This is a genomic window from Amycolatopsis sp. NPDC003861 (assembly GCF_053605405.1).
Genome location: NZ_JBSGJD010000147.1, coordinates 1 through 24,663 on the forward strand (window position 1 = coordinate 1; position 24,663 = coordinate 24,663).

At 72.2% G+C, this 24,663-nt stretch carries 25 protein-coding genes and 1 pseudogene; 16 read left to right on the top strand and 10 right to left on the bottom strand.

The features are described 5' to 3' along the window. Positions 1-133: 133 nt before the first annotated feature. Complete coding sequence (locus tag ACWEVN_RS30315; RefSeq protein ID WP_452053559.1) at positions 134-1,093, bottom strand: ArsR/SmtB family transcription factor; 960 nt, start codon at positions 1,091-1,093, stop codon at positions 134-136. 374 nt (positions 1,094-1,467) lie between these two features. On the opposite strand from ACWEVN_RS30315, the gene ACWEVN_RS30320 reads away from it, so the two are divergent. Genes ACWEVN_RS30320 through ACWEVN_RS30340 form a run of 5 tightly spaced genes read left to right on the top strand, consistent with a single transcriptional unit; the run spans position 1,468 to position 5,828 of the window. Beyond that, on the top strand, positions 1,468-3,651 hold the full coding sequence (locus tag ACWEVN_RS30320) for a HAMP domain-containing sensor histidine kinase (RefSeq protein WP_452053560.1): 2,184 nt from the start codon (positions 1,468-1,470) through the stop codon (positions 3,649-3,651). Then, positions 3,648-4,082: a roadblock/LC7 domain-containing protein gene (locus ACWEVN_RS30325; RefSeq protein WP_310967420.1), complete on the top strand. Its 435-nt coding sequence runs from the start codon at positions 3,648-3,650 to the stop codon at positions 4,080-4,082. Before ACWEVN_RS30320 ends, ACWEVN_RS30325 begins: the two co-directional genes overlap by 4 nt. Continuing rightward, positions 4,079-4,456, top strand: coding sequence for a DUF742 domain-containing protein (locus ACWEVN_RS30330; protein WP_086842601.1), 378 nt, complete (start codon positions 4,079-4,081; stop codon positions 4,454-4,456). Before ACWEVN_RS30325 ends, ACWEVN_RS30330 begins: the two co-directional genes overlap by 4 nt. After that, complete coding sequence (locus ACWEVN_RS30335; protein WP_449681464.1) at positions 4,437-5,051, top strand: GTP-binding protein; 615 nt, start codon at positions 4,437-4,439, stop codon at positions 5,049-5,051. Before ACWEVN_RS30330 ends, ACWEVN_RS30335 begins: the two co-directional genes overlap by 20 nt. An 18-nt stretch (positions 5,052-5,069) precedes the next feature. Next, complete coding sequence (locus ACWEVN_RS30340) at positions 5,070-5,828, top strand: MHYT domain-containing protein (RefSeq protein WP_452053578.1); 759 nt, start codon at positions 5,070-5,072, stop codon at positions 5,826-5,828. Here ACWEVN_RS30340 and ACWEVN_RS30345 read toward each other — a convergent pair. After that, entirely contained in the window at positions 5,825-6,451 is a 627-nt protein-coding gene (locus ACWEVN_RS30345; RefSeq protein ID WP_452053561.1) for a PaaI family thioesterase, read from the bottom strand. The two genes, ACWEVN_RS30340 and ACWEVN_RS30345, sit on opposite strands and share 4 nt — an antisense overlap. 70 nt (positions 6,452-6,521) lie before the next feature. On the opposite strand from ACWEVN_RS30345, the gene ACWEVN_RS30350 reads away from it, so the two are divergent. Then, complete coding sequence (locus tag ACWEVN_RS30350) at positions 6,522-6,767, top strand: aromatic-ring hydroxylase C-terminal domain-containing protein (protein ID WP_452053562.1); 246 nt, start codon at positions 6,522-6,524, stop codon at positions 6,765-6,767. Here the strand turns inward: ACWEVN_RS30350 and ACWEVN_RS30355 are convergent. Then, positions 6,745-7,450 (bottom strand): annotated as a pseudogene (locus ACWEVN_RS30355) (SDR family NAD(P)-dependent oxidoreductase). The gene ACWEVN_RS30350 and the pseudogene ACWEVN_RS30355 sit on opposite strands and share 23 nt — an antisense overlap. 56 nt (positions 7,451-7,506) lie before the next feature. Here ACWEVN_RS30355 and ACWEVN_RS30360 point away from each other — a divergent pair. After that, entirely contained in the window at positions 7,507-8,043 is a 537-nt protein-coding gene (locus tag ACWEVN_RS30360; protein ID WP_449681460.1) for a ferritin, read from the top strand. Between the two features lie 14 nt (positions 8,044-8,057). On the opposite strand, the gene ACWEVN_RS30365 is transcribed toward ACWEVN_RS30360, so the two are convergent. Then, positions 8,058-8,672 (bottom strand): helix-turn-helix domain-containing protein, encoded by a 615-nt coding sequence (locus ACWEVN_RS30365; protein WP_452053563.1) that lies wholly within the window; start codon positions 8,670-8,672, stop codon positions 8,058-8,060. A 58-nt stretch (positions 8,673-8,730) separates the two neighbouring features. On the opposite strand from ACWEVN_RS30365, the gene ACWEVN_RS30370 reads away from it, so the two are divergent. The 4 genes from ACWEVN_RS30370 to ACWEVN_RS30385 all read left to right on the top strand — a co-directional run bounded on the left by ACWEVN_RS30370 (position 8,731) and on the right by ACWEVN_RS30385 (position 11,432). Beyond that, positions 8,731-9,354 carry a hypothetical protein gene (locus tag ACWEVN_RS30370; protein WP_452053564.1) on the top strand — a complete coding sequence of 208 codons (624 nt, stop codon included), beginning with the start codon at positions 8,731-8,733 and terminating at the stop codon, positions 9,352-9,354. A gap of 208 nt (positions 9,355-9,562) precedes the next feature. Then, positions 9,563-10,333: an SGNH/GDSL hydrolase family protein gene (locus ACWEVN_RS30375; protein WP_452053565.1), complete on the top strand. Its 771-nt coding sequence runs from the start codon at positions 9,563-9,565 to the stop codon at positions 10,331-10,333. After that, on the top strand, positions 10,330-10,521 hold the full coding sequence (locus tag ACWEVN_RS30380) for a hypothetical protein (RefSeq protein ID WP_452053566.1): 192 nt from the start codon (positions 10,330-10,332) through the stop codon (positions 10,519-10,521). Before ACWEVN_RS30375 ends, ACWEVN_RS30380 begins: the two co-directional genes overlap by 4 nt. Beyond that, positions 10,518-11,432: an extracellular catalytic domain type 1 short-chain-length polyhydroxyalkanoate depolymerase gene (locus tag ACWEVN_RS30385; RefSeq protein WP_452053567.1), complete on the top strand. Its 915-nt coding sequence runs from the start codon at positions 10,518-10,520 to the stop codon at positions 11,430-11,432. Before ACWEVN_RS30380 ends, ACWEVN_RS30385 begins: the two co-directional genes overlap by 4 nt. Positions 11,433-11,488: 56 nt before the next feature. Here ACWEVN_RS30385 and ACWEVN_RS30390 read toward each other — a convergent pair whose 3' ends face one another. The 5 genes from ACWEVN_RS30390 to ACWEVN_RS30410 are packed head-to-tail and all read right to left on the bottom strand — an operon-like array spanning position 11,489 to position 16,986. Beyond that, the gene (locus tag ACWEVN_RS30390; protein WP_452053568.1) at positions 11,489-13,609 is read right to left on the bottom strand and encodes an alpha/beta hydrolase family protein; all 2,121 of its coding nucleotides are present in this window, start codon (positions 13,607-13,609) and stop codon (positions 11,489-11,491) included. Then, positions 13,606-14,712 (bottom strand): alpha/beta hydrolase family protein, encoded by a 1,107-nt coding sequence (locus tag ACWEVN_RS30395; RefSeq protein WP_452053569.1) that lies wholly within the window; start codon positions 14,710-14,712, stop codon positions 13,606-13,608. Before ACWEVN_RS30395 ends, ACWEVN_RS30390 begins: the two co-directional genes overlap by 4 nt. 20 nt (positions 14,713-14,732) lie before the next feature. Continuing rightward, positions 14,733-15,719 (bottom strand): transporter, encoded by a 987-nt coding sequence (locus tag ACWEVN_RS30400; RefSeq protein WP_452053570.1) that lies wholly within the window; start codon positions 15,717-15,719, stop codon positions 14,733-14,735. Further along, positions 15,716-16,597, bottom strand: coding sequence for an ABC transporter ATP-binding protein (locus ACWEVN_RS30405; RefSeq protein ID WP_452053571.1), 882 nt, complete (start codon positions 16,595-16,597; stop codon positions 15,716-15,718). The genes ACWEVN_RS30400 and ACWEVN_RS30405 overlap by 4 nt, the downstream gene beginning before the upstream one ends. Beyond that, positions 16,594-16,986: a GntR family transcriptional regulator gene (locus ACWEVN_RS30410; protein ID WP_449678439.1), complete on the bottom strand. Its 393-nt coding sequence runs from the start codon at positions 16,984-16,986 to the stop codon at positions 16,594-16,596. Before ACWEVN_RS30410 ends, ACWEVN_RS30405 begins: the two co-directional genes overlap by 4 nt. Before the next feature lie 173 nt (positions 16,987-17,159). On the opposite strand from ACWEVN_RS30410, the gene ACWEVN_RS30415 reads away from it, so the two are divergent. Continuing rightward, complete coding sequence (locus tag ACWEVN_RS30415; protein WP_452053572.1) at positions 17,160-18,683, top strand: alpha/beta hydrolase; 1,524 nt, start codon at positions 17,160-17,162, stop codon at positions 18,681-18,683. On the opposite strand, the gene ACWEVN_RS30420 is transcribed toward ACWEVN_RS30415, so the two are convergent. Then, positions 18,611-20,011 (bottom strand): NAD(P)/FAD-dependent oxidoreductase, encoded by a 1,401-nt coding sequence (locus ACWEVN_RS30420; protein WP_452053573.1) that lies wholly within the window; start codon positions 20,009-20,011, stop codon positions 18,611-18,613. The two genes, ACWEVN_RS30415 and ACWEVN_RS30420, sit on opposite strands and share 73 nt — an antisense overlap. Before the next feature lie 109 nt (positions 20,012-20,120). On the opposite strand from ACWEVN_RS30420, the gene ACWEVN_RS30425 reads away from it, so the two are divergent. The 4 genes from ACWEVN_RS30425 (at position 20,121) to ACWEVN_RS30440 (ending at position 24,556) form a co-directional block, all read left to right on the top strand. Then, entirely contained in the window at positions 20,121-20,684 is a 564-nt protein-coding gene (locus tag ACWEVN_RS30425) for a GNAT family N-acetyltransferase (protein WP_452053574.1), read from the top strand. Next, on the top strand, positions 20,681-21,595 hold the full coding sequence (locus ACWEVN_RS30430; RefSeq protein ID WP_452053575.1) for an SAM-dependent methyltransferase: 915 nt from the start codon (positions 20,681-20,683) through the stop codon (positions 21,593-21,595). Before ACWEVN_RS30425 ends, ACWEVN_RS30430 begins: the two co-directional genes overlap by 4 nt. A gap of 96 nt (positions 21,596-21,691) precedes the next feature. After that, positions 21,692-22,348: a hypothetical protein gene (locus ACWEVN_RS30435; protein WP_452053576.1), complete on the top strand. Its 657-nt coding sequence runs from the start codon at positions 21,692-21,694 to the stop codon at positions 22,346-22,348. 627 nt (positions 22,349-22,975) lie between these two features. Next, entirely contained in the window at positions 22,976-24,556 is a 1,581-nt protein-coding gene (locus tag ACWEVN_RS30440; protein ID WP_452053577.1) for a DNA polymerase Y family protein, read from the top strand. Positions 24,557-24,663 lie beyond the last annotated feature (107 nt).

The following is a 24,663-nucleotide window of genomic DNA, read 5'->3' on the forward strand; positions in this document are numbered from 1 at the left end:
AGCAGGCACGCAACCGCGGCCTGATCCACCCCACCTGCGAGTCAACCAAACTCGGGGCAGTCCCATGCGCCCAACGCCACATTGGGTGCGTGGGACGCACCCAACGCCACATTGGGTGCGTTTGGGCCGGACGTCAGCTTGCCCGGATGATTCCCAGGCCCAGCGGGGTGATCTCGTGGATCTGCGACTTCCCCGACCGGTTGCTGCTGATCAGCCCGCTCGCCCGCAGGACCGATGCGTGCTGGCTCGCCGTTGCCGGGGAGATGCCCGTCAGGTCCGCCAGCTCGCTCGTGTTGCAGCGGGTCGTCGCGATCGTCACCAGCACCCTCGCGCGCGTCTGGCCCAGCAGCGCCGCCAGGGAGGGGCCCGGCTCCGCGTCGCTGTCGAACCTCGGGTGGCTGATCGAATACACCAGCGCCGGGGGGAGCACCGGGTCCTTGTACGTCGTCGGCATGCCGTGGGCGAAGAAGGCCGGGATCAACCTGAGCCCGCGGCCGTTGAGTTGCAGTTCCTGGTCGATCGGGAAGCGCACCCGCAACACCGGCGGGGACCACGTCACCTCCGGGTGCAACGTCGACAGCAGCAGCTGCGGCCCACCGCGGTCCAGGTTCGCCTGGAGGCGGTGGCGGTCGCGGGCCACCGAGCGGCGGACCGTGGCCCAGTCCGGGGCCACGCACTGGCGGTAATAGTCGTGCAACGCCGCGCCCAGGCGGCGGAGCTCGCCCGCCTCGCCGTCGCCCACCCGGCGGAGCCAGGCCGGGACGTGGGTGCCCTGCGCCACCAGTTCGGCGACGTCGGTGGCCAGCACCGGCGCCGGCGTCTCGAGCACCGCCGCGATCCCGTCGCCGATCGTGCGGGTGCCCGCCGGGGTGAGGAAGTCCGGGCAGTACCCGTACGGCGGGACCGCGGACATCAGCAGCCGGCCGGACTGCGGGACCGCCGACCGCGAGCCCCGCCGCCAGCGGCCGAAGAACGGCTCACCTTCCGGCCGCCGGATGCGGTAGCTGCTCATCAGCAGCTCCCACATCGGGTCGGCGTCCTCGGCGATGGTGATCTTCGCCAGGTCCGCTTCCGTGAAGTGAATCTTCAACATCGACGCCGGCCTCCTTTCCCGGCCGAGGGTAACGGGCAGTGCCGGGACTCCCGACGGAGGTCGCGCGGCCGCCGGAAATTCACGCACCCGGGCTGGAATTCCACACGGTCTGGCGAGCCTTCTTCACTCTCCGCAAGGGTAAAAAGTCGCGTAGTGGCAGTTCACGCTGTGTGATTGGTGCGTACGGGGGGAAACGAACGGCATTCCTTGACAACACCGCGTCCACCGGAGTTACGTCGTCGGCTGAATTCCGCGGAAAAGGAACCGGAAATCGTTCTCGGGCCACCGGTACGAATCGAGCCACGCCACCGATGAAAGAAGACGAACCCTCGTCCCGTCGTTCCGTCGCCTCCTGGAATCCGGGCAGCTGGCGGTTGCGCACCAAGATCTCCGTGGTGCTGTTGCTGCCCGTCCTGGTCGCCCTGCTGCTGGCGGGCGGCCGGGTGCAGGCCGAACTCGCCCGGGCCGGCGGGCTCAGCGCCGTCCGCGACCAAATGCCGGTCGTGCAAGGCATTTCCGAACTCGCCGGGCTCGTCGACGACGAGATGATCCACGACGGCGGGGCCGCCCAGACCGCCGCGGTCGACGAGAAAGCCGCCGTCGTGCGCCACGACGCCGCCTTTTCCCAGCTCAACCCGGAGTTGTCGCGATCATTGGAAGATCAGCTGGGGAAATTGGCCGACCTGCGGCAGCAGACCGGTTCGCCGGCCGCGAAAACCGCGGCTTACCACGACTTCGGCGTCTCGCTCAGCGAGGTGATCGGCGGAATCGCGGAGCAGGCGGGGAATGGTGATCTCGACGCGGCCGCGGCCGGCACCGAATCATTGGTGCAGCTGAGGACCAGTCTCGCCGATCAACAGGCGCTGGCCGGGCGGCCCGACGGCACTTCGGTGGCGGCCGCCGCACGCGCCGCGGCCGAAGAAACCGTCCTCACCGGACAGATCCGGCGCGCGCTGCCCGCCGGGGCGGCGGCCGCTCGGTTCGCCGCGGCGACCAGTCCCGGGGCCGGCGGCGCCGAGGCGAAGCGCGCGATGCTCGGCACCATCCTCGCCGAGCAGGTGAAAACGCTTTCGGACGCGGTCGGCGCGCAGACCAACACCGCCCGGTCCGACGCCCTGCGCGACGCCGCGCTGGTGCTCGCCTCGCTGCTCGGCGCCCTCGCCATCGCCCTCGCCGTGGCCCGGTCGGTGGTCGCCCCGATCCGGCGGCTGCACGCCGCCGCGCTCGACACCGCGCAGCGCCGCCTGCCCGGCACCATCGAACGCATCCGCGACGGCGAGGACGTCGACTGGCGGACGACCGCGCCGATCCCGGTCGACTCCGAGGAGGAGATCGGGCAGCTCGCGCGGGCCTTCGACGACATGCACCGGCAGGCGGTGCGCCTGGCCGTCGGCGAGCAGGCCGAGATGCGGATCCAGGTCAGCGAGATGTTCATGACGCTGTCCCGGCGCAGCCAGTCGCTGGTGGAGCTGCAGCTGTCGGTGATCGAGGACCTCGAAGCCGACGAGCAGGACCCGCAGCGGCTGGCCGAGCTGTTCCAGATCGACCACATCGCCACCCGGCTGCGGCGCAACGGCGAAAACCTGCAGGTCCTGGCGGGTGGCAAGCCGGTGCGCCGCGACGTCGGCCCGGTCGCGACGGTCGAGCTGCTGCGGGCCGCGACGTCGGAGGTCAAGGACTACCAGCGCGTCTCCCTCGGCAACGCGCCGCGCGGGTCGGTGCAGTCCGAGGCCGCGGCGGACGTCGTGCACATCCTCGCCGAGCTGCTGGAGAACGCCATCCGGTCGTCGCCGCCGGAGGAGCAGGTCGTGCTCACCGCCGACCGGGGCTTCGACGGCGGCCTGCTGATCGAGGTGGTCGACGTCGGGCTCGGCATGACCCGCGAGGACCTCGAAGCGGCGAACGCCCGGCTGGCCGCCGGGGCCGCGGTCAGCCCGGAGACCACCCGCCGGATGGGCCTGTTCGTGGTGAGCAGGCTGGCCGCCTCGCACGGGATCACCGTCCGGCTGCGGCCCACGACCACCCGGACGGCCAGCGCCGGTATCACCGCCAGCGTGCACGTCCCGGGCGTGCTGATCCTGGTCGACCTGCCGCCGCGGGCCCTCCCGCCCGAGCTGCCCGCGGCGGTCAACGGCTCCCTCAACGGCTCCCTCAACGGCACCGCCCGGCACGAGCTCGAACCGCGGTGGCCCGCCGAAGAACCGCCGCCGGTGGCCGACCCGCCGACGCCGATCTTCGACCAGATGCTGTCGCACTGGTTCGCCGAAAGCACCCCGGCGGCGCCCGGCGCCTGGGCGACCCCGGCCGACCAGGTCCGCCAGGCCGCGGAAGCCGCGGTCGGCACCCTCGACGACGCCGAGTTCACCGACTCGGGGCTGCCGGCCCGGACGCCCGGTGCCCAGCTCGCGCCGGGCTCGGTCACCCCGCGCGCGCCGCAGCAGGCGGACCCGTCCTTCCGCGACCCGGCCGCGGTGCGGAACAACCTTTCCCGGCACTACAGCGGCATGCGCGCGGCCCGGCACCGGGTCGCGGGCGAGCCCGAGGCGGAGCGGCGATGAGCACCCGGCAGGAAGGAGCGGAAGTGGCCGAGAGGTCCCGGAACTGGCTGGTCTCGGCGTTCACGCAGGAGGTGCCCGGCGTCGCGCACGCCGCGCTGGTCTCGGCGGACGGGCTGCTCGTGGCGGCGAACGACACCCTGCCGCGCGATCGCGCCGACCAGCTTTCGGCGATCGCGTCCGGCCTCTCCAGCCTCGCGCTCGGCACCGCCGACCTGTTCACCGCGGGCCGGGTGGTGCAGTCGGTGATCGAGATGGAGCAGGGCTTCCTGCTGCTGATGAACGTCGGCGACGGCTCGAACCTGGTGGTGCTGGCCAACCCGGGCTGCGACATCGGGCTGGTGGGCTACGAGATGACGCTGCTGGTGGACCGGGTCGGGAAGGTGGTCGAGACCCCGGCTCGGCCCGCGGCCGCCCCGGGGGCGGCCCGGTGACCGAAGGCCGGCGACGCGAGGGCGGGCGGCACGCGGCGTCGCTGGCCCGCCCCTACGCCTGGACCGCCGGCCGCACCCGGCCGACGGTCGACCTGGCGGTGGAAGCCCTCGTGGAAACGACCGCGGAGGGCCGGACGGCGCCCTTCAGCCCGACCAACCCCCTGGCCGTGGTGACGCAGTTCTGCCTGCACCAGCGGTCGGTGGCCGAGGTCGGCGCCCACCTGGGCGTGCCGCTCGGCGTGGCCAGGGTGCTCATCGGCGACCTGCTGATCGCCGGCCAGGTGTCGATCCGCGACACGCTCACCGCGGACGCCTCCTGGGACGAACGGAACGACCTGCTCGAAAGGGTCCTCAGTGGACTACGTGCGCTCTGAAAGTGTTGCCAAGAACGGTCTCGCCAAGGGCCGGATCACCTCGGCGAAGATCGTCGTGGCCGGCGGGTTCGGGGCCGGCAAGACGACGTTCGTCGGTGCCGTCTCGGAAATCGACCCGCTGCGGACCGAAGCCCTCATGACGTCCGCGGCCGTCGGCGTCGACCGGACCGAAGCGGTGCCGGGGAAGTTCGCCACCACGGTCGCGATGGACTTCGGGCGGCTCACCCTCGCCGAGGACCTGGTGCTCTACGTGTTCGGCACGCCCGGCCAGCACCGGTTCTGGTTCATGTGGGACGACCTCGTCTGCGGCGCGGTGGCGGCGATCGTCCTGGTCGACACGCGCCGGCTGGCGGACTGCTTCGCGTCGATCGACTTCTTCGAATCGCGCGGCCTGCCGTTCCTGGTCGCGATCAACCAGTTCCAGGACACCCGCCAGCACGGGCCCGAGCAGGTGCGCGAGGCCCTCAAGATCCCGGCCGCGGTGGAGGTCGTCACCTGCGACGCGCGGTCACCGGAGTCGACGAAGCAGACCCTCATCGCCGCGGCCGAGCACGCGCTCGCCGAACACCACGCCCCCAAGTCACGGAAAGCTTGAAGGAGCCCGGAAATGCCCATGGACCACGAAGACTTCGCGATGGGCAACTGGCTCGTCGTGCTCGCCTACCTGACCTCGGTGGTGGGCTGCGCCCTCGGCCTCGCCTGCACGCTGCAGGCGAGGTCCACCGACAGCCCGCGGGCCCGGCTGACCTGGCTGGTGCTCGCGGCGGTGTCCATCGGCGGGGTCGGCATCTGGGTCATGCACTTCATCGCGATGCTCGGGTTTTCCACGCCCGGCCTGCCGGTGCGCTACGACATCCTGCGCACGGCGCTGTCGGCGCTCCTGTCGGTGGCGGCGGTGTTCTGCGGGCTGCTGGTGTTCGGCGTCCGCAACCGGTTCGCCTGGAAGCGGCTGCTGCTCGGCGGCCTGCTGACCGGGCTCGCGGTGGCCGTCATGCACTACACGGGGATGTGGGCGGTACAGGTCAAGGGCTCGATCGGCTACGACGCGACGCTGGTGGTGCTGTCGGTGGTGATCGCGGTCGTCGCGGCCACGGCGGCGCTGTGGTTCACGGTCGGGCTGGACAAGCTCCTGCCCCGGCTGGCGGCGGGCCTGGTGATGGGCGCGGCGGTGACGGGCATGCACTACACGGGCATGGCGGCGGTGCGCCTGCACCTGGACCCGGGCGCGCCCGACCCGGCCGGCACGGAGGTGTTCTCGTTCCTGTTCCCGGTGTTCGTCCTGGCGGCGCTGGCGATGGCGGTCCCGATCTGCGCGGTGCTGATGGCGACGTCGAGCTCGGAGGCGCCCCGGCACACGACGGTCGCGTCCTAGGCCCTCGCCACGGGGAACCGGTCGGCGCTGAAGTGGACGAGGATCGCCCTCGCCGAGGCGCACACGAGGTCGCCGGCCTTGACTTCGCCGGTGGCGTGCAGCTTGCGCCCGTCCCGGCGGACGAGCCGGCCTTCGACGGTGAGCGGAACCGCGTACGGCGTCCCGTGGTGGTAGTCGACGGTCAGCGAAGCCGTCATCCCCGGGAACCCGGCCGCGGCGGTGGCCCGCCCGAGCACGTGATCCAGCACGGCGGCGACCCACCCGCCGTGCACGCGCCCGGGAGGCCCTTCATGCGCGGCACCGAGGAGAACGTCGGCGCACACCGACGCCGGTCCGACGCGCACCCACGAAAGCGGCGGCGCCAGGGGATTCCCGGGCCCTTCGAGGGGGTTGTTGATGCTCAGGTGACCCCCACCGTCGAGGGCGGCGAGCAGGAGGGGTTTCGCCCCACCGGCGGCCCGCAGCGCAGCGGTGACAGCCTCGACCCGGCGCGCGGCGGCGGCGAGATCGGCCTCCTCGTCGCGGACGCAGACGGAGGCCTCGATCAGCTCGCGGATCCGGTCGCCGAGCAGGGCCCGCCCCGGGGGTACGCCGTCGACGACCGGGAATGGGTTTTCGGACATCGCGCTCCCCGGGGGGCCTGGAACTAGAACACGTTTCAGCTTAGCAGGCGGGTCGCTTGGTAGGCGGCGATTGCGGCTGCCGTGGAGTGGGCGGTGGCGGGCGGCCGTGGCGGGCGGGCCTTGGCAGCGCGCGGCCGGCAGCGGCGCGGCCGGCGGCAGCGAGCGGCAGCCGCAGCGCGGAGCCCCCCTCGGCGCACCGGCGGTCCTGCTGCGCCCGGACGGGTACGTCGCTGGGACGAGCCGGGACGCGGCGCACCTGACGCGGGCTCTCACGGCCTGGTTCGGGCCCCGGGTCACCAGGTCGGGCGGGCCGTGACACCGCCGTCGACGACCAGGTCGTGGCCGGTGATCCAGGACGCCAGCGGGGAGGCGAGGAACACGCACGCGTTGCCGACGTCGGCCGGTGTCCCCAGCCGGCCCAGCGGGGCCGCGCGGTGCCAGCGCTCGACTCCCTCCGGCCAGTCCTCGGCCAGGCCGGGCCGCGAGATCAGCCCCGGCGACACCGTGTTGACCCGGATCCCGCGCGGCCCGTACTCCAGCGCCGCGCCGTTGCCCGGGTGCCGGCTGCCGGGCCTCGATCGAGGCGATGTGCGTGACGCTCCCGCCGTCGCCCATCAGCCGGGCCGCGGCCTGGGTGCAGGAGAACGCGCTGGTCAGCGTGCTGTCCAGCATCTTCCGCCAGCGCGCCGCGGTCAGCTCGCCGAGGGCCTCGACCGGCTGGATCCCGGCGTTGTTGACCAGCGCGTGGAGGCCGCCGCCCCAGTCCGCGACGGTGTCGAGCAGGGCGTGGCAGGCCTGGTCGTCGGTGAGCTCGGCGGCGAACGCGCGGGCCCGGCCGCCCGCGGCTTCGATCGCCGCGACGACGTCGTCGGCGGCGCCGGGCCGGCGGTGGTGCACCGCGACGGCCGCGCCCGCTTCGGCGAACCGGAGCGCGATCCCGCGGCCGATCACCCCGGAAGCACCGGTGACGCAGGCGATCGTGCCGGTCAGGTCGGGCAGGGAGGTCACCGCGCCGAGCGTAGCTGTGCGCCCCGGTCCGTCGTAAGTTGTGGGACATGGCCAAGACCCGGAAGTTCGCCGAACTGCTGCAGACGCAGATCAGCCACGAGTTCACCGCCGCCCAGCAGTACATCGCCCTGGCCGTCTGGTTCGACGCCCGCGATCTGCCGCGGCTGGCCAAGCGCTTCTACCGGCAGGCGATCGAGGAGCGCAACCACGCGCTGGCGATGGTCCGCTACCTGCTCGACCGCGACGAGCCGGTGGCCGTCCCGGGCAGCGGCGACGTGCGGAACGACTTCTCGAGTGTGCACGAAGCGATCGAGCTGGCCTTGACGCAGCAACGCGCGGTCACCGCCGACATCGAGGCGATGGCGAAGGCCGCGCGGCTGGAGGAGGACTACCTCGGCGAGCAGTTCGTGCACTGGTTCCTCAAGGAGCAGGTGGAGGAGGTGGCGCAGATGTCGACGCTGCTCACCGTGGTCGAGCGGGCCGGCGGCAACCTCTTCGAGGTGGAGAACCACCTGTTCCGCGAGTCGGCCACCGGGGTGGCCGACGCCCCGGACATGCCGCCGGTGGCCGGCGGGAAGCTCTGAGGAGGGGCCGGCCGCTACGACCGCCCGCTGAGCAGTTCCCGCGCCAGCGCCTCGGCCCACCAGTGCTCGACCCGCTCCGGTGACCACTCGCGTTCGACGGTGAACGTCGTGTAGACGTCGACGTTGCACAGGCCCGCGTAGATGTCCACCGCGGTCGGCACGTCCGGCCGCAGCGTGCCCTCCGGCCAGGACGTGAACACCAGCCGGCGGGTGCCGTCGGCCGTCTCGCGGGCTTCGCGGTAGACGTCCGCCAGTTCCGGCTCGGTGCGGCCCGCCTGGCGGACCAGCGCGATGAGGTCGCCCGCGCGCTCGAACAGGCGCCGGTCGAAGGCGGCCATCGCCGCCAGCTGCGCGGCGGGTACCGAGGTGGCCTCCAGCTCGTCGAGCAGGCGGGGGAGGTCGGCGGTCAGGTCCGCCGCGTCGGCGAGGGCCCGGACCAGGCCCGCCTTGTTCCGGTACGCCGCGTAGACGGTCGGCACCGAGACCCCGGCCTCCCGCGCCACGTCCCGCACCGTCGTCGCCGCCCAGCCCTGGGCGGTGAACCGGCGGCGGGCCGCCGCGGCGATGTCCGCGCGCGTGCGTTGTGCCTGCTCCAGGCGGCGCAGTGAGTCGTAGCGACGCTCTCCCATGAGTTCCTTCCGGTGGTTATATTCAATATAACACCCGTAAAATCAAAGGGGGACGATCATGGGCTTCACCGTGGTGGCGGGCCTGGGTGGCCTCGGGTTCGTGCTGCTGGCCGTCGTGGTCAACGTCTGCTACGTCCGGGCCCGGCTGCCGATGCCCGGGCGGCACCCGGGCGACGTCGCCCAGGCCTTCGCGGCGTCCGGGGACGCGCTGAAGCGGCCTTCGATGCTGGCTCCGGCGTCCTGGGTGTGCCTGACCGTCTTCGCCGCCGGGCTGCTTTCGGTGCTGCCCGGCCCGTGGGCGCTGACCGGGTTCGCCGGCGTGCTCTTGCAGAACGCCACCTTCGCGGCCGTGGAGGCGTTGCGGTTCGGCGTGGCCGCGGCGGCGCGCGACGGCGGCCCGGTGGCGGGGCTGTGGGGGTTCAGCGCGGTGCTCTTCGGGTTCAACCAGGTGTTCCTGGCGATCGCCCTGCTCGGCTTTTCCGTGGCGGGGGCGCAATCGGGGCTCTTCGCCGGCTGGCACGCCTGGCTCGGGTACGTCAGCGCCGCACTGCTGTTCGTCTCGGCGTCGGCGGCGCCGTACCACGCCGACGGCACCAACCGGCTCGCCCCGGCCGGGCTGGCCGGCTGGCTGGGCTGGGCCGCGTGGATCGTCACCGGCGGGATCACCCTGCTGGCGCACTGACTGTCCACAATGGAATGAAGCCTGGCCGTTGTCAGCGAGCGGTGTGCGGGTTTAAGCTGGCGCGAACAATGGAATGTTATCGCTAACAGGATTACGAAAGTTTCGAGAATCCGTCGAATTCCGGCCCGGTGGCGAAACTTTCGGCCACGGCGAAATGAGCTGCTCCGGCAACGAACCTGTACCCGACCGACCCGTTGAGAGGATGGCGATGAAAAGGTTCCTGGCCGCCGCGGCGGCCTTCGCGATCGCGTTCACCGGACTGACCGGGATCGCCCACGCGGAATCGAACGGCGGCGTGCGGATCATGCCGCTGGGCGACTCGATCACCTACGGCACCGGCGTGCCCGGCGGGTACCGGATCGGCCTGTGGCAACGCCTCGCCGCCGGCCGGTACACCAACGACTTCGTCGGCTCGCAGTTCAACGGCCCCGGCAGCCTCTGGGACCACGACCACGAAGGCCACCCCGGCTGGCGCATCGACCAGATCGACGCGAACATCACCGGCTGGCTGCGCACCTACAACCCGCGCTCGGTGCTGCTGCACATCGGCACCAACGACGTGCTGCAGAACTACAACGTCGCGGGCGCGCCCGGCCGGCTGTCCACGCTGCTCGACCACATCACCGCCACCGCACCCGGTGCCGACGTCTTCGTCGCCCAGCTCATCCCGATCGGGTGGGCGAGCGGGGACGCCGCCGTGCGGACGTTCAACAACGCGCTGCCCGGCATCGTGCAGAGCAAGGTGAACGCGGGCAAGCGGGTGCACCTGGTCGACCTGCACAGCGCGGTGTCCGCCGCCGATCTCCCCGACGGCGTCCACCCGAACGCCGGCGGCTACGACAAGATGGCGGCCGTCTGGTACAACGCCTTGCGGTCGGTCCCGGGCAGCATCGGCAACCCGCGGGCCGCGGTGGCCACCGAGGCACTGGCCGCGGCGACCCTCGGGTCGGCGGCCGCCGCGAAGGGCCGGACGAGGTGAAGCGGGACGCCACCGAGCCGTCCCGCGGTTCGTTCCGCCTCGGCGGTTCGCCGCTCTCGGGCGTCGACGTGAACATCACCGAGATAGACGTCGGCGGCTCCGGCAGCGCCCAGACGAACACCTTCGGCCAGGTCGTGCGGGCCTGCCTCGCGGTTCCGCGCTGCACGAGCAGTAAGGGAGATCGATGATGAAACGCGTGCTCGGCGTCCTGCTGGCGCTGGTGGTCACGGTCACCGGCCTGGCCGCGCCCGCCCAGGCGGCCGCGCTGACCAGGGTGCCGAACTTCGGCACCAACCCGACCAACCTGAACATGTACGTCTACGTCCCCGACCGGGTCGCGGCCAAGCCGGCGCTGCTGGTGCTGGTGCACTACTGCGGCGGCTCGGCGAGCTCGATCTTCGGCTGGAACGGCAAGGACTACGTCACCGCGGCCGACCGCTACGGGTACGTCATGGTCCTGCCGGAAGCCACTCGCAGCGAGAAGTGCTTCGACGTCTCGACGCCGAAGGCGCTGAAGCGCAACGGTGGCGGGGACTCGACCGGGATCATGTCCATGGTCGCCTGGGCCAAGTCCCGGTACAACGTCGATCCGGCGCGGGTCGTCGTCAGCGGGTTCTCCTCCGGGGCGATGATGACGAACGTGCTGGCCGCCCAGTACCCCGACGTGTTCGCGGCGGGTTCGGCGTTCTCCGGCGTGCCCGCCGGGTGCTTCGCGACGACGAACGGCTCGCTGTGGAACAGCACCTGCTCCGGCGGGCAGTCGATCAAGACCGCACAGCAGTGGGGTGACACGGCCCGGGCGATGTACCCCGGCTACACCGGGCGCTACCCGCGGATGCAGCTGTGGCACGGCACCACCGACACGACGTTGTCGTACCCGAACTTCGGGGAAGAGCTCAAGCAGTGGACCAACCTGAACGGGTTGGGCCAGACCCCGGCGTTCACCGACCACCCGCAGTCCTCGTGGACGCGCACCCGGTACGGCAACACCGGCACACAGGCCACGGTGGAGGGCGTCAGCGTCGCCGGCGTCGGGCACCAGCTGCCGATGACCGGCCAGCTGGCGTACGCGATTTCGTTCCTCGGCCTCGACCACTGAGTGCTTGAACGCGGCGAGCGGCGGAGGCGGCACCCCCAGTGCCGCCTCCGCCGGTCTCAGCGGCAGAAGGAGACTTCCGGGTACCCGGGCCGGTCGAGGATCGGCTGGGGCTTGCCGCGCAGGTGCTGGTCGAAGAACGCGTTCACGTACGCGCGGGTGATCTCACTCGCCCGCGCCGCCGCGTTCGGGCCGCCGATGGGGACGCCGAACTCCTCGGCCAGCAGCCCGACGTCGGTGAAGGACGCGTGCTGCGTGCCCGCCACCTCGATCCACCGCTTCCACCCGGTCATCTGCGCGTAGTCCCGCTCCCACGGCACGTTCCCCGGCGCGCACTTCGGCACCTGCTCGTGGTTGACGAACAGGAACGGCCGCGCCAGCCCGGGTGCGGTGAGCGGGAGTTCGGTCGTCCCGTCGATGTCGATCCCGGCCTTGATCCGGTGGTCGGCGACCATCGCGGGGATGGTGCTCGCGCCGCCCATGGAGTGCCCCGCCATCCCGATCCGCGCCGGGTCGATCAGGCCCGGCCGGGAGCGGAGCAGCGAGTCCAGCACGAACGAGACGTCGGCGGCCCGGCCCCGCTCCAGTTTCTGCCAGAACGCGGTGTCGTGCGGGATTTCGCAGGACGCGCACCCGGCGAAGTGCCCGTCCGGGAAGCTCTGGCCGGTGTTCTCGTGGGTGTGGCCGATCAGCGCGACCGCGTACCCGTGGCTGGCCAGGTCTTCGGCCAGGGTGCTGAGCGTGGCGCGGGGTTTGGTGTAGCCCGGCGACAGCACGACCAGCGGTAGCCCGTGCCCGGCGGGCCGGGCGTCGGCCACCGAGTTGGTCACCATCGTCGTGAGCAGGTCCGCGGGCACGTCGAGGCCGCTGCCCTGCAGCAGCGCTGCTGACTCCGCCGCGGTCAGGTACTGCGTTTTCGGGCCCTTCGCCGAAGCGGCCGGGTAGAAGAGCGAGACCATCAGTTCCCGGTAGGGGACCGACGGCACCCACGGGTCGGGGCGCGAAGTGTCCTTCAGGTACACCGCCGTGCTGCCCACCGGCCGGTCGCCGGTCGGGGCGGGCAGGTACGGCGTCGACGTCCGGGCGAAGGCCACTTCCGGGTACCGGCCGGACGGCTGGTCCAGCAGCGGCTGCGGCCGGCCGCGCAGGTGCTGGTCGAAGAACGCCCGGACGTACGCCGCCGTGATGGCCTGACCGCGTACCGCCGGCGTGGTCGCGCCGAAGTCGAGGCCCAGCTGCTCGCCCACCAGGCCGATGTCGGTGAACGACGGGTGCACCACGCCGGCCACGGTGAGCCAGCGCTTCCAGCCCTTCAGCTGCTTCCAGTCGTCGTCCCAGGTCGCGGATTCGACGCCGGTGCCGGGGGCGTAGAGGCTCTGGCGGCCGAAGAACAGGAACGGCCGGTCGAGGCCCGGGGCGAGCAGCGGATCGTTCTGCGTGCCGTCGATGTCGATCCCGGCCTTGATCCGGGGATCGGTCACCATCGCGTTGACCGTGCTCGTGCCGCCGACGGAGTGCCCGGCCATCCCGATCCGGGAGCCGTCGAGCAGCGACGCCCACTTCGAGTGCGCCAGCGAGTCCAGGACGAACGACACGTCCTTCGCCCGGCCGCGCTGCAGCTTCTGCCAGAACTCGGGGCTGTAGTTGCCGCAGGCCGCGCAGCCGGTGACCCGGCCGTCCGGGAAGGTGGTGGCCACGTTCTCGTAGGTGTGGTCGACCAGCACGACCAGGTAGCCGTGGCTGGCCAGGTCTTCCGACAGCGAGGTCAGCTCGGCGCGGGGTCGCTTGAAGCCGGGGGACAGGACGACGGCCGGCAGCTCGCGCCCGGCCGGCTTCGCGTCGACGACGGCGTCGGTGTGCACCGTCGTCAGCACCGACGGCGGGATGCCCTCGATGCCGGCTTCGTCGAAGACGGCCTTCGCCTCGGCCTCGGACATGAACTGCTTCTTCGGCCCGGATGCGGAAGCCGCCGGGTAGAAGAGGGAAACCATCAGTTCGCGGTAGGGGACCGACGGCACCCACGGATCGGGCCGCGAGGTGTCCTTCAGGTGCAGGGCGGTGGTGCCGACCGGCCGGTCGCCGGTCGGTTTCGCCAGCGTGAGGGCCGGATCCGCCGACGCGGACGGCGACGTCAGCGCGAGGGTGAGGGCGGTGCTGACCATAAGGCTCTTGATTCTCATCCGATGAAGGTCACTTCCGGGTAAGCGGGCGAGGGCGCGGCGAGCAGTGGTTGCGGGCGGCAGCGCAGGTGCTGGTCGAAGAAAGCGCTTACGTAGGTCCGGGTGACGGCCAGCGCGCGGTAGGGGGCGATCGAGTCGCCGATGTCGACGCCCAGCTGCTCGGCGAGCACGCCGAGGTCGGTGAACGACGAGTGGACCGTGCCGGAGACCATGATCCAGCGCTTCCAGCCGGTCAGGTGCGTCCAGTCCGTCTCCCAGTCGTCGTACGGGCCCTGCGTGCCGGGGACGTAGCCCTCCGTACGGCCGACGAACAGGAACGGCCGGGACAGCCCGGACGCCGGGATCGGGACGTGGACGCTGCCGTCGAGGTCGGCGCCGGCGCGGATCCGGGGGTCGGCGAGCATCGCCTGGGTGGTGATCGCGCCGCCCGCGGAGTGCCCGGTCATGCCGATCCGCTGCGGGTCGATCAGCGCGCCCAGCTTCGAGCGCAGCAGCTGGTCGAGCACGAACGACGTGTCCTTCGACCGGACCTGCGCGAACTTCTCCCAGAACCCGTCCTGCTCGTCGAAGGCACAGGCGACGCAGCCGGTGACGTGCCCGTCGGGGAACGTCGTGGCGCGGTTTTCGTAGGTGTGGTCGATCGCCGCGACGGCGTACCCGCGGCTGGCCAGCTCCTCGGCCAGCGCGGTGAGCGTCACCCGCGGCTGCGTCCAGCCCGGCGACAGCACGACCAGCGGCAGGCTGTGCCACCGCCCGGCCGGCTTCGCGTCGGCGACGGCGTTGGTCCGGACCCTGCTGAGGACGTCCAGGGGCAGGCCCGGGATGTTCTCCCGTTCGAGGTTGCGTTCCGACTCGAGCGGGGTCATGTACGGCTTCTTCGGCCCGTGGGCCGAGGTCGCCGGGTAGAAGACGGAGACCATCAGCTCCCGGTAGGGCACCGACGGCACCCACGGGTCAGGCCGCGAGGTGTCCTTCAAGGACAGTGTGGTGACACCGACGGGCGAGTGGCCGGTCGGGGCGGGCAGGTAGGGCGTCGTGGCCGCCGAGGCGGGCGACGCGGACAGCGTGAGTGTGAGCGCGGTGGCCACCGCGAGAGCGCGCATGATTCCCCCAGTCGGAATCGTCAGGACAGGTGGCGGAGACGGCGGAAGCAGAACCAGGTCAGCAGGGCGGTCAGGGCGAGGTAGAGCGCCAGTTCGAGCCACTGCAGCGGCCAGAAGCGGGACCCGGGCTGGTAGGTCACGCGCTGCTGGTAGCCGTGCGCGCCCAGCTGGGCCACACACGCTTCCAGCACGCCGCGTTCCGGCGGCGGGCCCTGGCCGAGCTGCGGGGAACAGTCCTGCACGAACGAGGGCAGCGGCTCGGCCACGTTCCCGGCTGGGTCCAGGGTTTCGTTCCCCAGTTCCCACGCCCCGGCCGGCTTCCGCACCCCGATCTCCGTGATCCCCCGCTTGTCGTCGCCGGTGATGTTCGTGACGTTCTCGCCGGTGATCGCGACCGTCTCGGTCTGCGGCGGCAGCAGGTACGGCCGCACGAACGCCGGCACCAGCAGCAGCACGGCGGCGAGCGTGACGAGCGTGACGGCCATGGCGGCCACAGTCCGCTTCAACAGCATCCCGACCGCGACGCCGAGCGCGAGCGCGAAGGCCGCGTAGCCGATCGGGACGATCCCGCGGGCACCGAACACCACCGGCGCGATGCGCGACAGCATGCCGCGGTCGGTTTGCTGCGCGGAGAGCGCGTCGATCGGGCTAGCCCACCACGAAACCGCCACGCCCAGCAACGCGGCGGCGAGCATCGCGGCGAGCAGGCCGAACCCGAGCTTGGTGGTGAGCCACCGCTTGCGCGTGACGGTCTGGTTCCACACCAGGCTGTGCGTGCCGCTCTCCAGCTCGCGGGTGATCATCGGGACACCCCAGAAGACGCCGATCACCGCGGGCAGCAGGTACAGCGCCAGGATGGTCCCGCCGAAGAGGACGTCCTCGTCGGAGAAGTCCGTGCGCCCCACCAGGTCGGGTCCGGTGATCGCGAGCACGACGGCGATCGCGATCAGGCCCGCCAGCACGGACAACGCAGGCAGGCGGAACTGGCGCCAGGTCAGCCAGGTCATCGGAGGACCTCCAGGGCGGGGCGGGCGGCGGTGGGGTTGCTCATGTACTCGAGGACCAGGTCTTCGAGGCCGAGCTGCCCGACCGTCCACGCGGGGTCGAGGATCGGGGCCTCGGTGCGGACGAGCACGGTGGTCTGGCGGTCGGTGTGCTTCGCGGAGACGACGTGCTGGTCCGCCGGCAGCGTGTCGAGATCGCGGCGCGGCCCGGAAAGCCGGTGGTGCGTCGCGAGCAGCGTCTCCACCTCGCCGATCACCCGGACCTGCGAGGCCACCAGCACGACGAGGTGGTCGCAGACCCGTTCGAGGTCGTTGACCAGGTGCGAGGACATGATGACCGACAACCCGTGCTCGGCGACGGCTTCCATGAGGTCCTGCAGGAACTCGCGGCGGGCCAACGGGTCCAGCGCGGCGACCGGCTCGTCGAGCAGCAGCAGTTCGGGGCGCTTGGCGATGCCGAGCGTGAGCGCCAGCTGGGCGCGCTGGCCGCCGGAGAGCTTGCCGGCGTGCTGCCCGGGGTCCAGCCCGAGCCGTTCGATCCGCTTCTCCGCGAGCGAGGCGTCCCAGCCGGGGTTGAGGTGGGCGCCGAGCCGCAGGTGCTCCTCAATGGACAGTCCACTGTAGACGGGCGTGTTCTGCGCGACGTACCCGACCTTGGCCAGCTGCTCCGGGCCGCTGCCGGGCACCCCGCCGCACACCTCGATGGTGCCGGTCGTCGGCTCCAGCATGCCGGCCGCGATGTTCAGCAAGGTCGACTTGCCGGCGCCGTTCGGGCCGACGAGCCCGGTGACGTGGCCGGCCTCGATCTCGAGCGTGCAGCCGGTAAGCGCTTGCTTGCGCTGGTACTTCTTGCCCAGTCCCTGGGCGCGCAGGACGGTCACGCTATTCCCTCTCTGGCGGAGTCGCGAAACGTGGACATCAGCAGGGCCTCGATGCTCTCTTCGTCGAGGCCGGCCTTGCGGGCCTTCCCCAGCCAGCGGCGCAGGTCCTGCCGCAACGGCCCGAGCACGGCGAACGAGGCGCCGTTCAGGCTCCCGGTGACGAAGGTGCCGACGCCGGGGCGGGCCGACACCAGGCCGTCGTGCTCCAGTTCGCGGTAGGCCTTCAGCACGGTGTTCGGGTTGATCGCGAGGCTCGCGACCACGTCCTTGACCTTCGGGAGCTGGTCTCCCTCGGACAGCAGGCCGAGGCGCAGCGCGTGCCGCACCTGCTGGACCAGCTGCTGGTACGGCGACAGGCCGGACCTCGTGTCCAGGTGGAACTCGATCATCGGCAACTCCATTTATCTAGTTGCCTAGCACTATAGCTAAACAGTGCCGCTCGAGCCAGTGATCTTTTTGCCGACCCGGCTGAACCTCGGTACCCCCTCGTCCGTCTGTGGTGGTGATCGTTTCCCCTCTCGAGAGGATTTCTTTCGTGCGTCGAATTTCTGGGGGAGGCATCGTGCGCGGCGTGGTCGTCGCGCTCGGTGTCTCGATGGCCGTCTCGGCGGGACCGGCGGTGGCGTCCGCCGCACCGGTGTCGATCGACAAGGTGCCCACACCGCAGCTGAGCTGGACCGACTGCGCCGACGGCTTCCAGTGCGGCAAGGCTTCCGTGCCACTGGACTACGACCGCCCGTCCGGCGCGAAGATCGACCTCGCGCTCATCAAGCTGCCCGCCACCGATCCCGCGCACCGGATCGGTTCGCTGTTCGTCAACTTCGGCGGCCCCGGCGCGTCCGGCCTGCAGCGGCTGCGGGAGCGCGGCAAGTGGCCGTGGCTGTTCTCCGACGACCTGCGCGCGCGGTTCGACCTGGTCTCGTGGGACCCGCGCGGGATCGCCGACAGCACGGCGGTCCGGTGCTTCGACACCGAGGCCGAGCAGCAGGACTTCTTCGGCTCATTCCCGGAAATGCCGGGCGACCCGAGCGGCAACGCGGCCTTCTACGCCAAGTCGAAGGAGCTCGCCGACCGCTGCTCGGCGAAGGCGGGCCCGATCCTCGAGCACGTCTCGACCGCCAACACGGCCCGTGACCTGGAGCTGCTGCGCCGTGCGGTCGGCGACCCGAAGCTGAACTACCACGGCATTTCCTACGGGACGCAGCTCGGGGCGACCTACGCGAACCTGTTCCCGAACCGGATCCGGGCCATGGTGTTCGACGGCACCATGGACTTCGCCGGCAACTCGACCGGCCAGAACGGCAACGGCAAGAGCGTTCCGCTCGACACCCGGCAGGACGTCGCGACCGGCATCGCGCAGACCTTCGAGCAGTTCCTGCGGCTGTGCACGGAAGCCGGCCCGAAGTGCGCGTTCTCTTCGGGTGACCCGAAGGCGAAGTGGGCGGCGCTGACCGCGCGCGCCAAGCAGGCTCCCATCGTCAGCGACGGCGAGACCTGGACGTACTCGGGCATCATCAACGCGGCCGCCGACCTGTCCGACTCACGGGGCTGGCCGGACATCGCCGCGTTGCTGCAGCGGCTTTACGACGCTCCGGCCACGCCCGCCCGGCGCACCGCGGCTGTCAAGGGCGAGCAGTACGTTTCGAACCGGACCGAAGCGTTCAACGCCATCCAGTGCTCCGACAGCGACGTGCCGGCCGACCTGGCGGTCTACAGCCGGTACGCCGAGTCGGAAGACCAGCGCGTGCCGTACTTCGGGCGGATCGCGGTGCTGGACATGATGAGCTGCGCGTTCTGGAAGGCGAAGGACACCGACCGCTACACCGGCCCGTGGAACCGCCCGACGTCGGCGGAGATCCTCGTGCTGAACAACCGCTACGACCCGTCCACCCCGCTGCACGGCGCCCGCGACGGCGCCGCGGAACTGGCGCGGGCGCGCGTGTTCGTGACCGAGGGCTACGGCCACTCCTCGATGTACGTGCCGAGCACGTGCACCGAGAAGGTCAAGCGGGACTACCTGATCTCGGGGACCTTCCCCGCGGCGGGCAAGACCTGCGCGATCGACGCCAGCCCGTTCGCGGGCTGAGCTTCCTCGCGGCGGGCCGTACCGGCAGCGGTGCGGCCCGCCGCCACGAAGGCGTCGCGCGGGTGCTGCACCGAGGCCAGGCTGAGGATGTCGCGGCCGAACAGCGCCTGCGTCAGCCAGATCGCGAGCACCCGGATCTTGCGTTCCCAGGTGGGCACGGCGAGCACGTGGTAGCCGCGGTGCATGAGCCAGGCCGGGAGTCCTTTGAGGACGATCCGCCGGTACTGGAAGATCCCGCGGCCCAGGCCGAGCGTCGCGATCGCGCCGAGGCTGTGGTGCACGTACGGCTTCGGGTCCCGGCCGCGCAGCGTCGCGATGATGTTGCGGGCCAGCAGCTTTCCCTGCCGGTAGGCGTGCTGCGCGTTGGGCACGGTCCGCGCGCCCGGAACCGGCGAGGCCAGGTCGGGCACCGCGGCGTCGTCCCCGGCCGCCCAGGCGTCGGCCACGCCCTCGATCCGCAGATCCGGCCGCACGACGAGGTAGCCGCGCTCGTCGACGGGAAGGTCGGTGTGCCGGCCGACGACCGGGTTGGCGCCGTTGCCGGCGGTCCAGACGATCAGCTCCGAGTCGAACTCCTCGCCGGTCGAGAGCGTCACGTGGCCGTGCTCCGCCGACGTCACCAGGGTGTCCAGGTGGACGCGGCCCCCGCGGCGTTCCAGCTCCCGTACGACCCAGCGCCCCGGCCGGTCGGTGACCTCGGGCAGGATCCGGCCCGACGCCTCGACGAGGTGGAACCGCAGTTCGTCGCGGTGCAGTTCGGGGTAGCGCTTGAGCAAAGCGGTCGCGAGCGACAGCAGTTCGCCGAAGCCTTCGACGCCCGAGAAGCCACCGCCGACGAAGGTGACGGTGAGCAGCTTCCGCCGCTGCGGCCCGGCCGGCAGCGCGGCGGCCCGGTCGAAGGCGGTGAGCAGCCGGTCCCGGATGGCGACGGCCTCTTCGACGTGCTTGAGGCCGATGGCCTGGTCGGCGATGCCCGGCACGGGCAGGGTGCGCGTGACGGCCCCGGCGGTCACGACGATGGTGTCGTAGCCCAGTTCGCGGGGATCGCCGTCTCCCGGCTGCACGGTGACGGCGTGGTGGGCGTGGTCGATGGCGGTCACCTTCCCGGCGACGAGCCGGGTGCGCTTCAGGTGCCGCCGCAGCGACACGGCGGCGTGCCGCGCCTCGACCGAGCCGGCCACGACCTCGGGCAGGAACGGCTGGTAGGTGAGGTAGGGCCGCGGGTCGACGAGGGTGACCTCGGCCTCCCCGCGCCGCAGCTTCTTCTCGAGCTTCCAGGCGGCGTAGAACCCGGCGTAACCACCGCCGACGATCAGGATCCGGCGCATTTCGTCCTCTTTTCTCGCTTCACCCCCTGGACGAGCCGGCGGACGCCGGTGTGACCGCGATCCGCGTCACAGCGAGGACGCGCACCCGGCTTTCGGGCAGAATCGCGGGATGACGCACACCGTCCGGCCGCTCGACGCCTCGACGTGGGCGGCGTTCGCGGAACTCGTCGAGCGCAACAACGGCATCTTCGGCGGCTGCTGGTGCCTGGGGTTCCACCCGGAACGGGCCCAGCGGGGGCCGGTGCGCCGCACGCTCAAGGAGGAGCGCGTCCGGACCGGCGGGGCGCACGCCGCGCTCGTGTTCGACGGCGACGGCGTCGCGCAGGGGTGGTGCCAGTACGGCAGTCCCGAAGAGCTGCCCGGCATCAAGCACCGGCGGGCCTACGACCAGGACGCGCCGCCGCGGCCGGACTGGCGGATCACCTGCGTCTTCGTCGACAAGAAGCACCGGGGCGGCGGGGTCGCGCGCACGGCGGTGGCCGGGGCGCTCGACCTGATCGCGCGGGCCGGCGGCGGGCTCGTCGAGGCCGTCTCCGAAGCGACCACCGGCCGGGACGCGCCGGGGCGGTTCCTGTTCACCGGCACGGTGGAGCTCTTCGAGGAACTCGGGTTCGCCCGCGGACGGCAGCTCGGCACGCACGCGTGGCTCGTGAGCCGGGTGGTGCAGGCGTGACCGGGCGGCACGACGGCGACACGTGGGACCTGGCGTCGAGCGTCGGCGCGACCGCCACGATGGCCGCGGCGGCGCGGGCGATGGCGACCCGCGCGGACCCGGCGCTGATCGACGACCGGTTCGCCGAACCGCTCGTCCGGGCGGTCGGCGTCGACCTGCTCATCCGGCTGGCGAGCGGCGAAGCGGCGCCCGGCGAGCTGGTCGCGCCGGTGTGGATCGACGTGGCCAAGGTGCGGACGAAGTTCTACGACGAGTTCTTCCGCGAGGCCGGCCTCACGCAGGCCGTGATCCTGGCCTCGGGGCTGGATTCGCGCGCGTACCGGCTGCCGTGGCCGGCCGGGACCGTCGTGTACGAGATCGACCGGCCGGAGGTCCTCGAGTTCAAGACCCGCACCCTGGCCGGCCTGGGCGCCGAGCCGACCGCCGACCGGCGGGTGGTGCCGGCCGACCTGCGCGAGGACTGGCCCGCGGCGCTGCGCGCGGCCGGCTTCGACCCGGCGCGGCCGACCGCGTGGAGCGCCGAAGGCCTGCTGGGGTACCTGCCGCCGGAGGCGCAGGACCGGCTGCTGGACACGATCACCGGGCTCAGCGCGCCGGGCAGCCGCGTCGCGACGGAGAACCGGCCCAACCCGCGGCCGGGTGACGAGGCGGGGACGAAGGCGGGTCTGGACCGGATTTCCGGGCGCTGGCGCGAGCAGGGCTTCGACACGGACATGGCGAGGCTGCGCTATTTCGGTGAACGCAACGAAGCCGAGCCCTACCTGGCCGCGCGCGGCTGGGTGCTGACCGGGAACACCGTCCGCGAGCTGCTCGCCGAGCACGGCCTCGCGCTCCTCGGCGACGACGACCTGCGCACGGGCGACGTCCGGTACGTCCGCGGCGTCCTCCCCCGGACGTGGTCCCCGGCTTGACAGCGGGCCGTCGCATCTCGCAGTATGCGAACAAGTGTTCGATGATTCGCCGGCAGGGTTTCCGGTACGAGTACGTGGTGCTGGAGGTGAGCGGCGGTGGCGGAAGCGCTCACGGCCATTCCTGGGGTCCGCACGGCGGCGGAGCTGAGCAAGCCGACGCTCACGGTGCTGCCGGAGCTGGCGGCTCTCCTCCCCGGCGGAGGGCTGCGGCGTGGCAGCACGATTTCGGTGCGCGGAGCGACATCCCTGGTCCTGGCGCTGCTGGCGGCGGCCACCCGCGACGGCTCCTGGGCGGCGGTGACGGGCCTCCCGGAACTGGGCTTGGCGGCGGCCGCCGAGCTCGGCGTCGACTTGGACCGCATCGCCCTGGTGCCGGAGCCGGGCGCGGAGCTGGTGGCGGTGGTGTCGGCGCTGGTGGACGGGTTCGACGTGGTGGTCCTCGGCCGGTCGGCGACGGTCCAGCCGCAGACGGCACGCAAGCTGGCGGGCCGGGTCCGCAACCGCGGGACGGTCCTCCTGACGGCGGGAGCGTGGCCGGGAGCGGACGTGGAGCTGAAGGTCTCGGGCCGCCGCTGGCACGGCCTCACCCAGGACGGCCACGGTCACTTGAGCGCCCGCAACGTGGTGGCCACAAGCCGAGGCCGTGGAGCGGCGGCCCGCCCGTCGTCGGTGGGGTTGGTGCTGCCGGGCCCGGAAGGAGCACTGGCGGGGAGCCCCTCGCCGGGGCGCCGGCTGGTCGAGGTGGCCGGGTGAGGTGCCCCCGGCCGAGACGGGCTGCGCCGAGGCGAGCTCGCCTGAGGCGGTGGTTCCGGGCCGGCCGAGGCACGGGATGACAACCCGAGTTCCGCCCCGAGTCACGCGAGTTCCGCTTCCGATCACGCGAGTTCCGCCCTCGATCACGCGAGTTCCGGCCCGGAGCACGTGGGTTTCGGCTTGGGGCATGTGGGTTTCGGCCCCAGCCGCGCGAGTCCCGGTTCCGATCCTGCAGGTTGCGGCTGGGATCACGCGAGTTCGGCTTCCGATCACGCGAGTTCCGGCTCGGAGCACGCGGGTTTCGCGTTGGGGCAAGTGGGTTCCGGCCCCAGCTACGCGAGTCCTGCTTCCGATCCTGCAGGTTGCGGCTCGGATCACGCGAGTTCGGCTTCCGATCACGCGAGTTCCGGCTCGGAGCACGTGGGTTTCGGCTTGGGGCAGGCGGGTTCCGGCCCCAGTCACGCGAGTCCCGGCTCGAGCCACGCGGGTTTCGGCCCGGCGCAAGCGGGTTCCGCCCCAAACCACGCGAGGTGCGGTCGCGCGCGTCGGCGTCGGCGCTGTGCCGCACCCGTCCGGGCGCGTTTTCCCCATCGTGACCGAACCCCGGCGGCAGGAGCAGGCCGCCGGATGAGCGATGCGCCACGGTTGCTCGTGCTGTGGTGTCCGGACTGGCCCGTCGTCGCCGCCGGGGCCGCTGCCGGGTCGCCGCCCACCTTGCCCGCCGCCGTTTTCTCCGCCAATCGCGTCGTGGCCTGCTCCGCTTCCGCGCGGCAGCACGGCGTCGGGCGCGGGATGCGGCGGCGGGACGCCCAGTCGCGGTGTCCGGAACTCGTGGTGCACCAGCACGATCCCGATCGCGATGCCCGGCTGTTCGAACCCGTCGCCGCCGCCGTCGAAGCGCAGGCCGTCGGGGTGGAAGTCGTGCGGCCGGGGCTGGTTGCCGTGCCCGTCGACGGTGCTGCCGGGTACTTCGGCGGCGAGGCCGCCCTGGTCGAGCTGCTCATCGACGAAGTCGCCGCGCGGGCCGGGGTCGAATGCCAGGTCGGGGTCGCGGACGGGCTGTTCGCCGCCACCCTCGCCGCCCGGCGGTCCGCGCTCGTTGCGCGTGGCCGGACGAAAGAGTTCCTCGCGCCGCTCTCGATCGCCGAGCTGAACCAGCCCGGTGAGGACCGCGGCGAGCTCGTCGACCTGCTCAAACGGCTCGGGCTGCGTACCCTCGGCGCGTTCGCCGCGCTGGCCGAGCGGGACGTTGCCGGTCGGTTCCCCAAAGACGCCATCGTCGCCCACCGGCTCGCCCGCGGCCTCTCCGAACGCCCGCCGCTGCGGCGCGCCCTGCCGCCGGACCTCGCCGTCACCGAAACCTTCGACGAACCGTTGCACCGGGTCGACGAAGCCGCCTTCGTCGCGAAGACCCTCGGCGAACGCTTCTTCGCCGGGCTTGCGAATCACGGTTTCGCGTGTACGCGCCTGGCGATCGTCGCCGTCACCGAAGCCGGCGAAGAGCGCGTACGCGTCTGGCGCTGCGCCGAACCCCTCACCGCCCGCGCGACCGCCGACCGCGTGCGGTGGCAGTGCGAAGGCTGGCTCACCGCGCGGGACCGGCCGACCGCCGGCATCGTCCGGCTGCGCCTCGACCCCGAGGAGGTCGTCGGCGGCCAGGCACTGCAGTTGCAGCTCGGTTCGGTGGGCCGCGACGCCGACGCCGCCGAACGCGCCGGCCGCGCCCTGGTCCGCATCCAGGGCCTGCTGGGCCCGGACGCGGTCGTCACCCCGCTGCTGGACGGCGGCCGCGGCCCGGGCGAACGCGTCCGGCTCATCCCGTGGGGCGAGCCGCGCCGCCCGCTGGCCGAGGACCGCCCCTGGCCGGGACGGCTGCCCGCACCTTCGCCGACGGTCATCCCGCCGCGCCCGGTGCCGGCCGAGGTGCTCGACGCGGTCGGCGACGTCGTCCGCTGCACCACCCGCGGCGAACTCGGCTACCCGCCATCAACGGTCGCCGTCGACGGGGGACCGCCCCGCCGCGTCATCGGCTCGGCCGGCCCCTGGGTGGTCCACCCGGTCCTCCCGGGCCGCCGAGGCGAGCGGCCCCTGGCCCGCGTCCAGGTGGTCCTGGAAGGCGACACGACAGAGGACGGCGACATCGCCCTGCTGCTCAGCGCCACGATCGGCGAGAATCCACAGTGGACGGTCGAGGGCTGCTACGACTAGCGACGCCGGCCGCCTGCCGCAGCTCGGCCGCTGGGGTGGGGTGGCCGGCCGCGGGTGGGTGGCCGGCGCGCTCGGGCACGTCGGCCGCGGGCCTGCCGCACTTGGCC

Bases quoted from the DNA above. Each gene is read 5' to 3' on its own strand.
- ACWEVN_RS30425 (WP_452053574.1), top strand. From the start codon at position 20,121: ATGACGCACACCGTCCGGCCGCTCGACGCCTCGACGTGGGCGGCGTTC.
- ACWEVN_RS30400 (WP_452053570.1), bottom strand. From the start codon at position 15,719: ATGACCTGGCTGACCTGGCGCCAGTTCCGCCTGCCTGCGTTGTCCGTG.
- ACWEVN_RS30410 (WP_449678439.1), bottom strand. From the start codon at position 16,986: ATGATCGAGTTCCACCTGGACACGAGGTCCGGCCTGTCGCCGTACCAG.
- ACWEVN_RS30315 (WP_452053559.1), bottom strand. From the start codon at position 1,093: ATGTTGAAGATTCACTTCACGGAAGCGGACCTGGCGAAGATCACCATC.
- ACWEVN_RS30395 (WP_452053569.1), bottom strand. From the start codon at position 14,712: ATGCGCGCTCTCGCGGTGGCCACCGCGCTCACACTCACGCTGTCCGCG.
- ACWEVN_RS30340 (WP_452053578.1), top strand. From the start codon at position 5,070: ATGGACCACGAAGACTTCGCGATGGGCAACTGGCTCGTCGTGCTCGCC.
- ACWEVN_RS30360 (WP_449681460.1), top strand. From the start codon at position 7,507: ATGGCCAAGACCCGGAAGTTCGCCGAACTGCTGCAGACGCAGATCAGC.
- ACWEVN_RS30375 (WP_452053565.1), top strand. From the start codon at position 9,563: ATGAAAAGGTTCCTGGCCGCCGCGGCGGCCTTCGCGATCGCGTTCACC.
- ACWEVN_RS30440 (WP_452053577.1), top strand. From the start codon at position 22,976: ATGAGCGATGCGCCACGGTTGCTCGTGCTGTGGTGTCCGGACTGGCCC.
- ACWEVN_RS30365 (WP_452053563.1), bottom strand. From the start codon at position 8,672: ATGGGAGAGCGTCGCTACGACTCACTGCGCCGCCTGGAGCAGGCACAA.
- ACWEVN_RS30370 (WP_452053564.1), top strand. From the start codon at position 8,731: ATGGGCTTCACCGTGGTGGCGGGCCTGGGTGGCCTCGGGTTCGTGCTG.
- ACWEVN_RS30385 (WP_452053567.1), top strand. From the start codon at position 10,518: ATGATGAAACGCGTGCTCGGCGTCCTGCTGGCGCTGGTGGTCACGGTC.
- ACWEVN_RS30390 (WP_452053568.1), bottom strand. From the start codon at position 13,609: ATGAGAATCAAGAGCCTTATGGTCAGCACCGCCCTCACCCTCGCGCTG.
- ACWEVN_RS30325 (WP_310967420.1), top strand. From the start codon at position 3,648: ATGAGCACCCGGCAGGAAGGAGCGGAAGTGGCCGAGAGGTCCCGGAAC.
- ACWEVN_RS30345 (WP_452053561.1), bottom strand. From the start codon at position 6,451: ATGTCCGAAAACCCATTCCCGGTCGTCGACGGCGTACCCCCGGGGCGG.
- ACWEVN_RS30420 (WP_452053573.1), bottom strand. From the start codon at position 20,011: ATGCGCCGGATCCTGATCGTCGGCGGTGGTTACGCCGGGTTCTACGCC.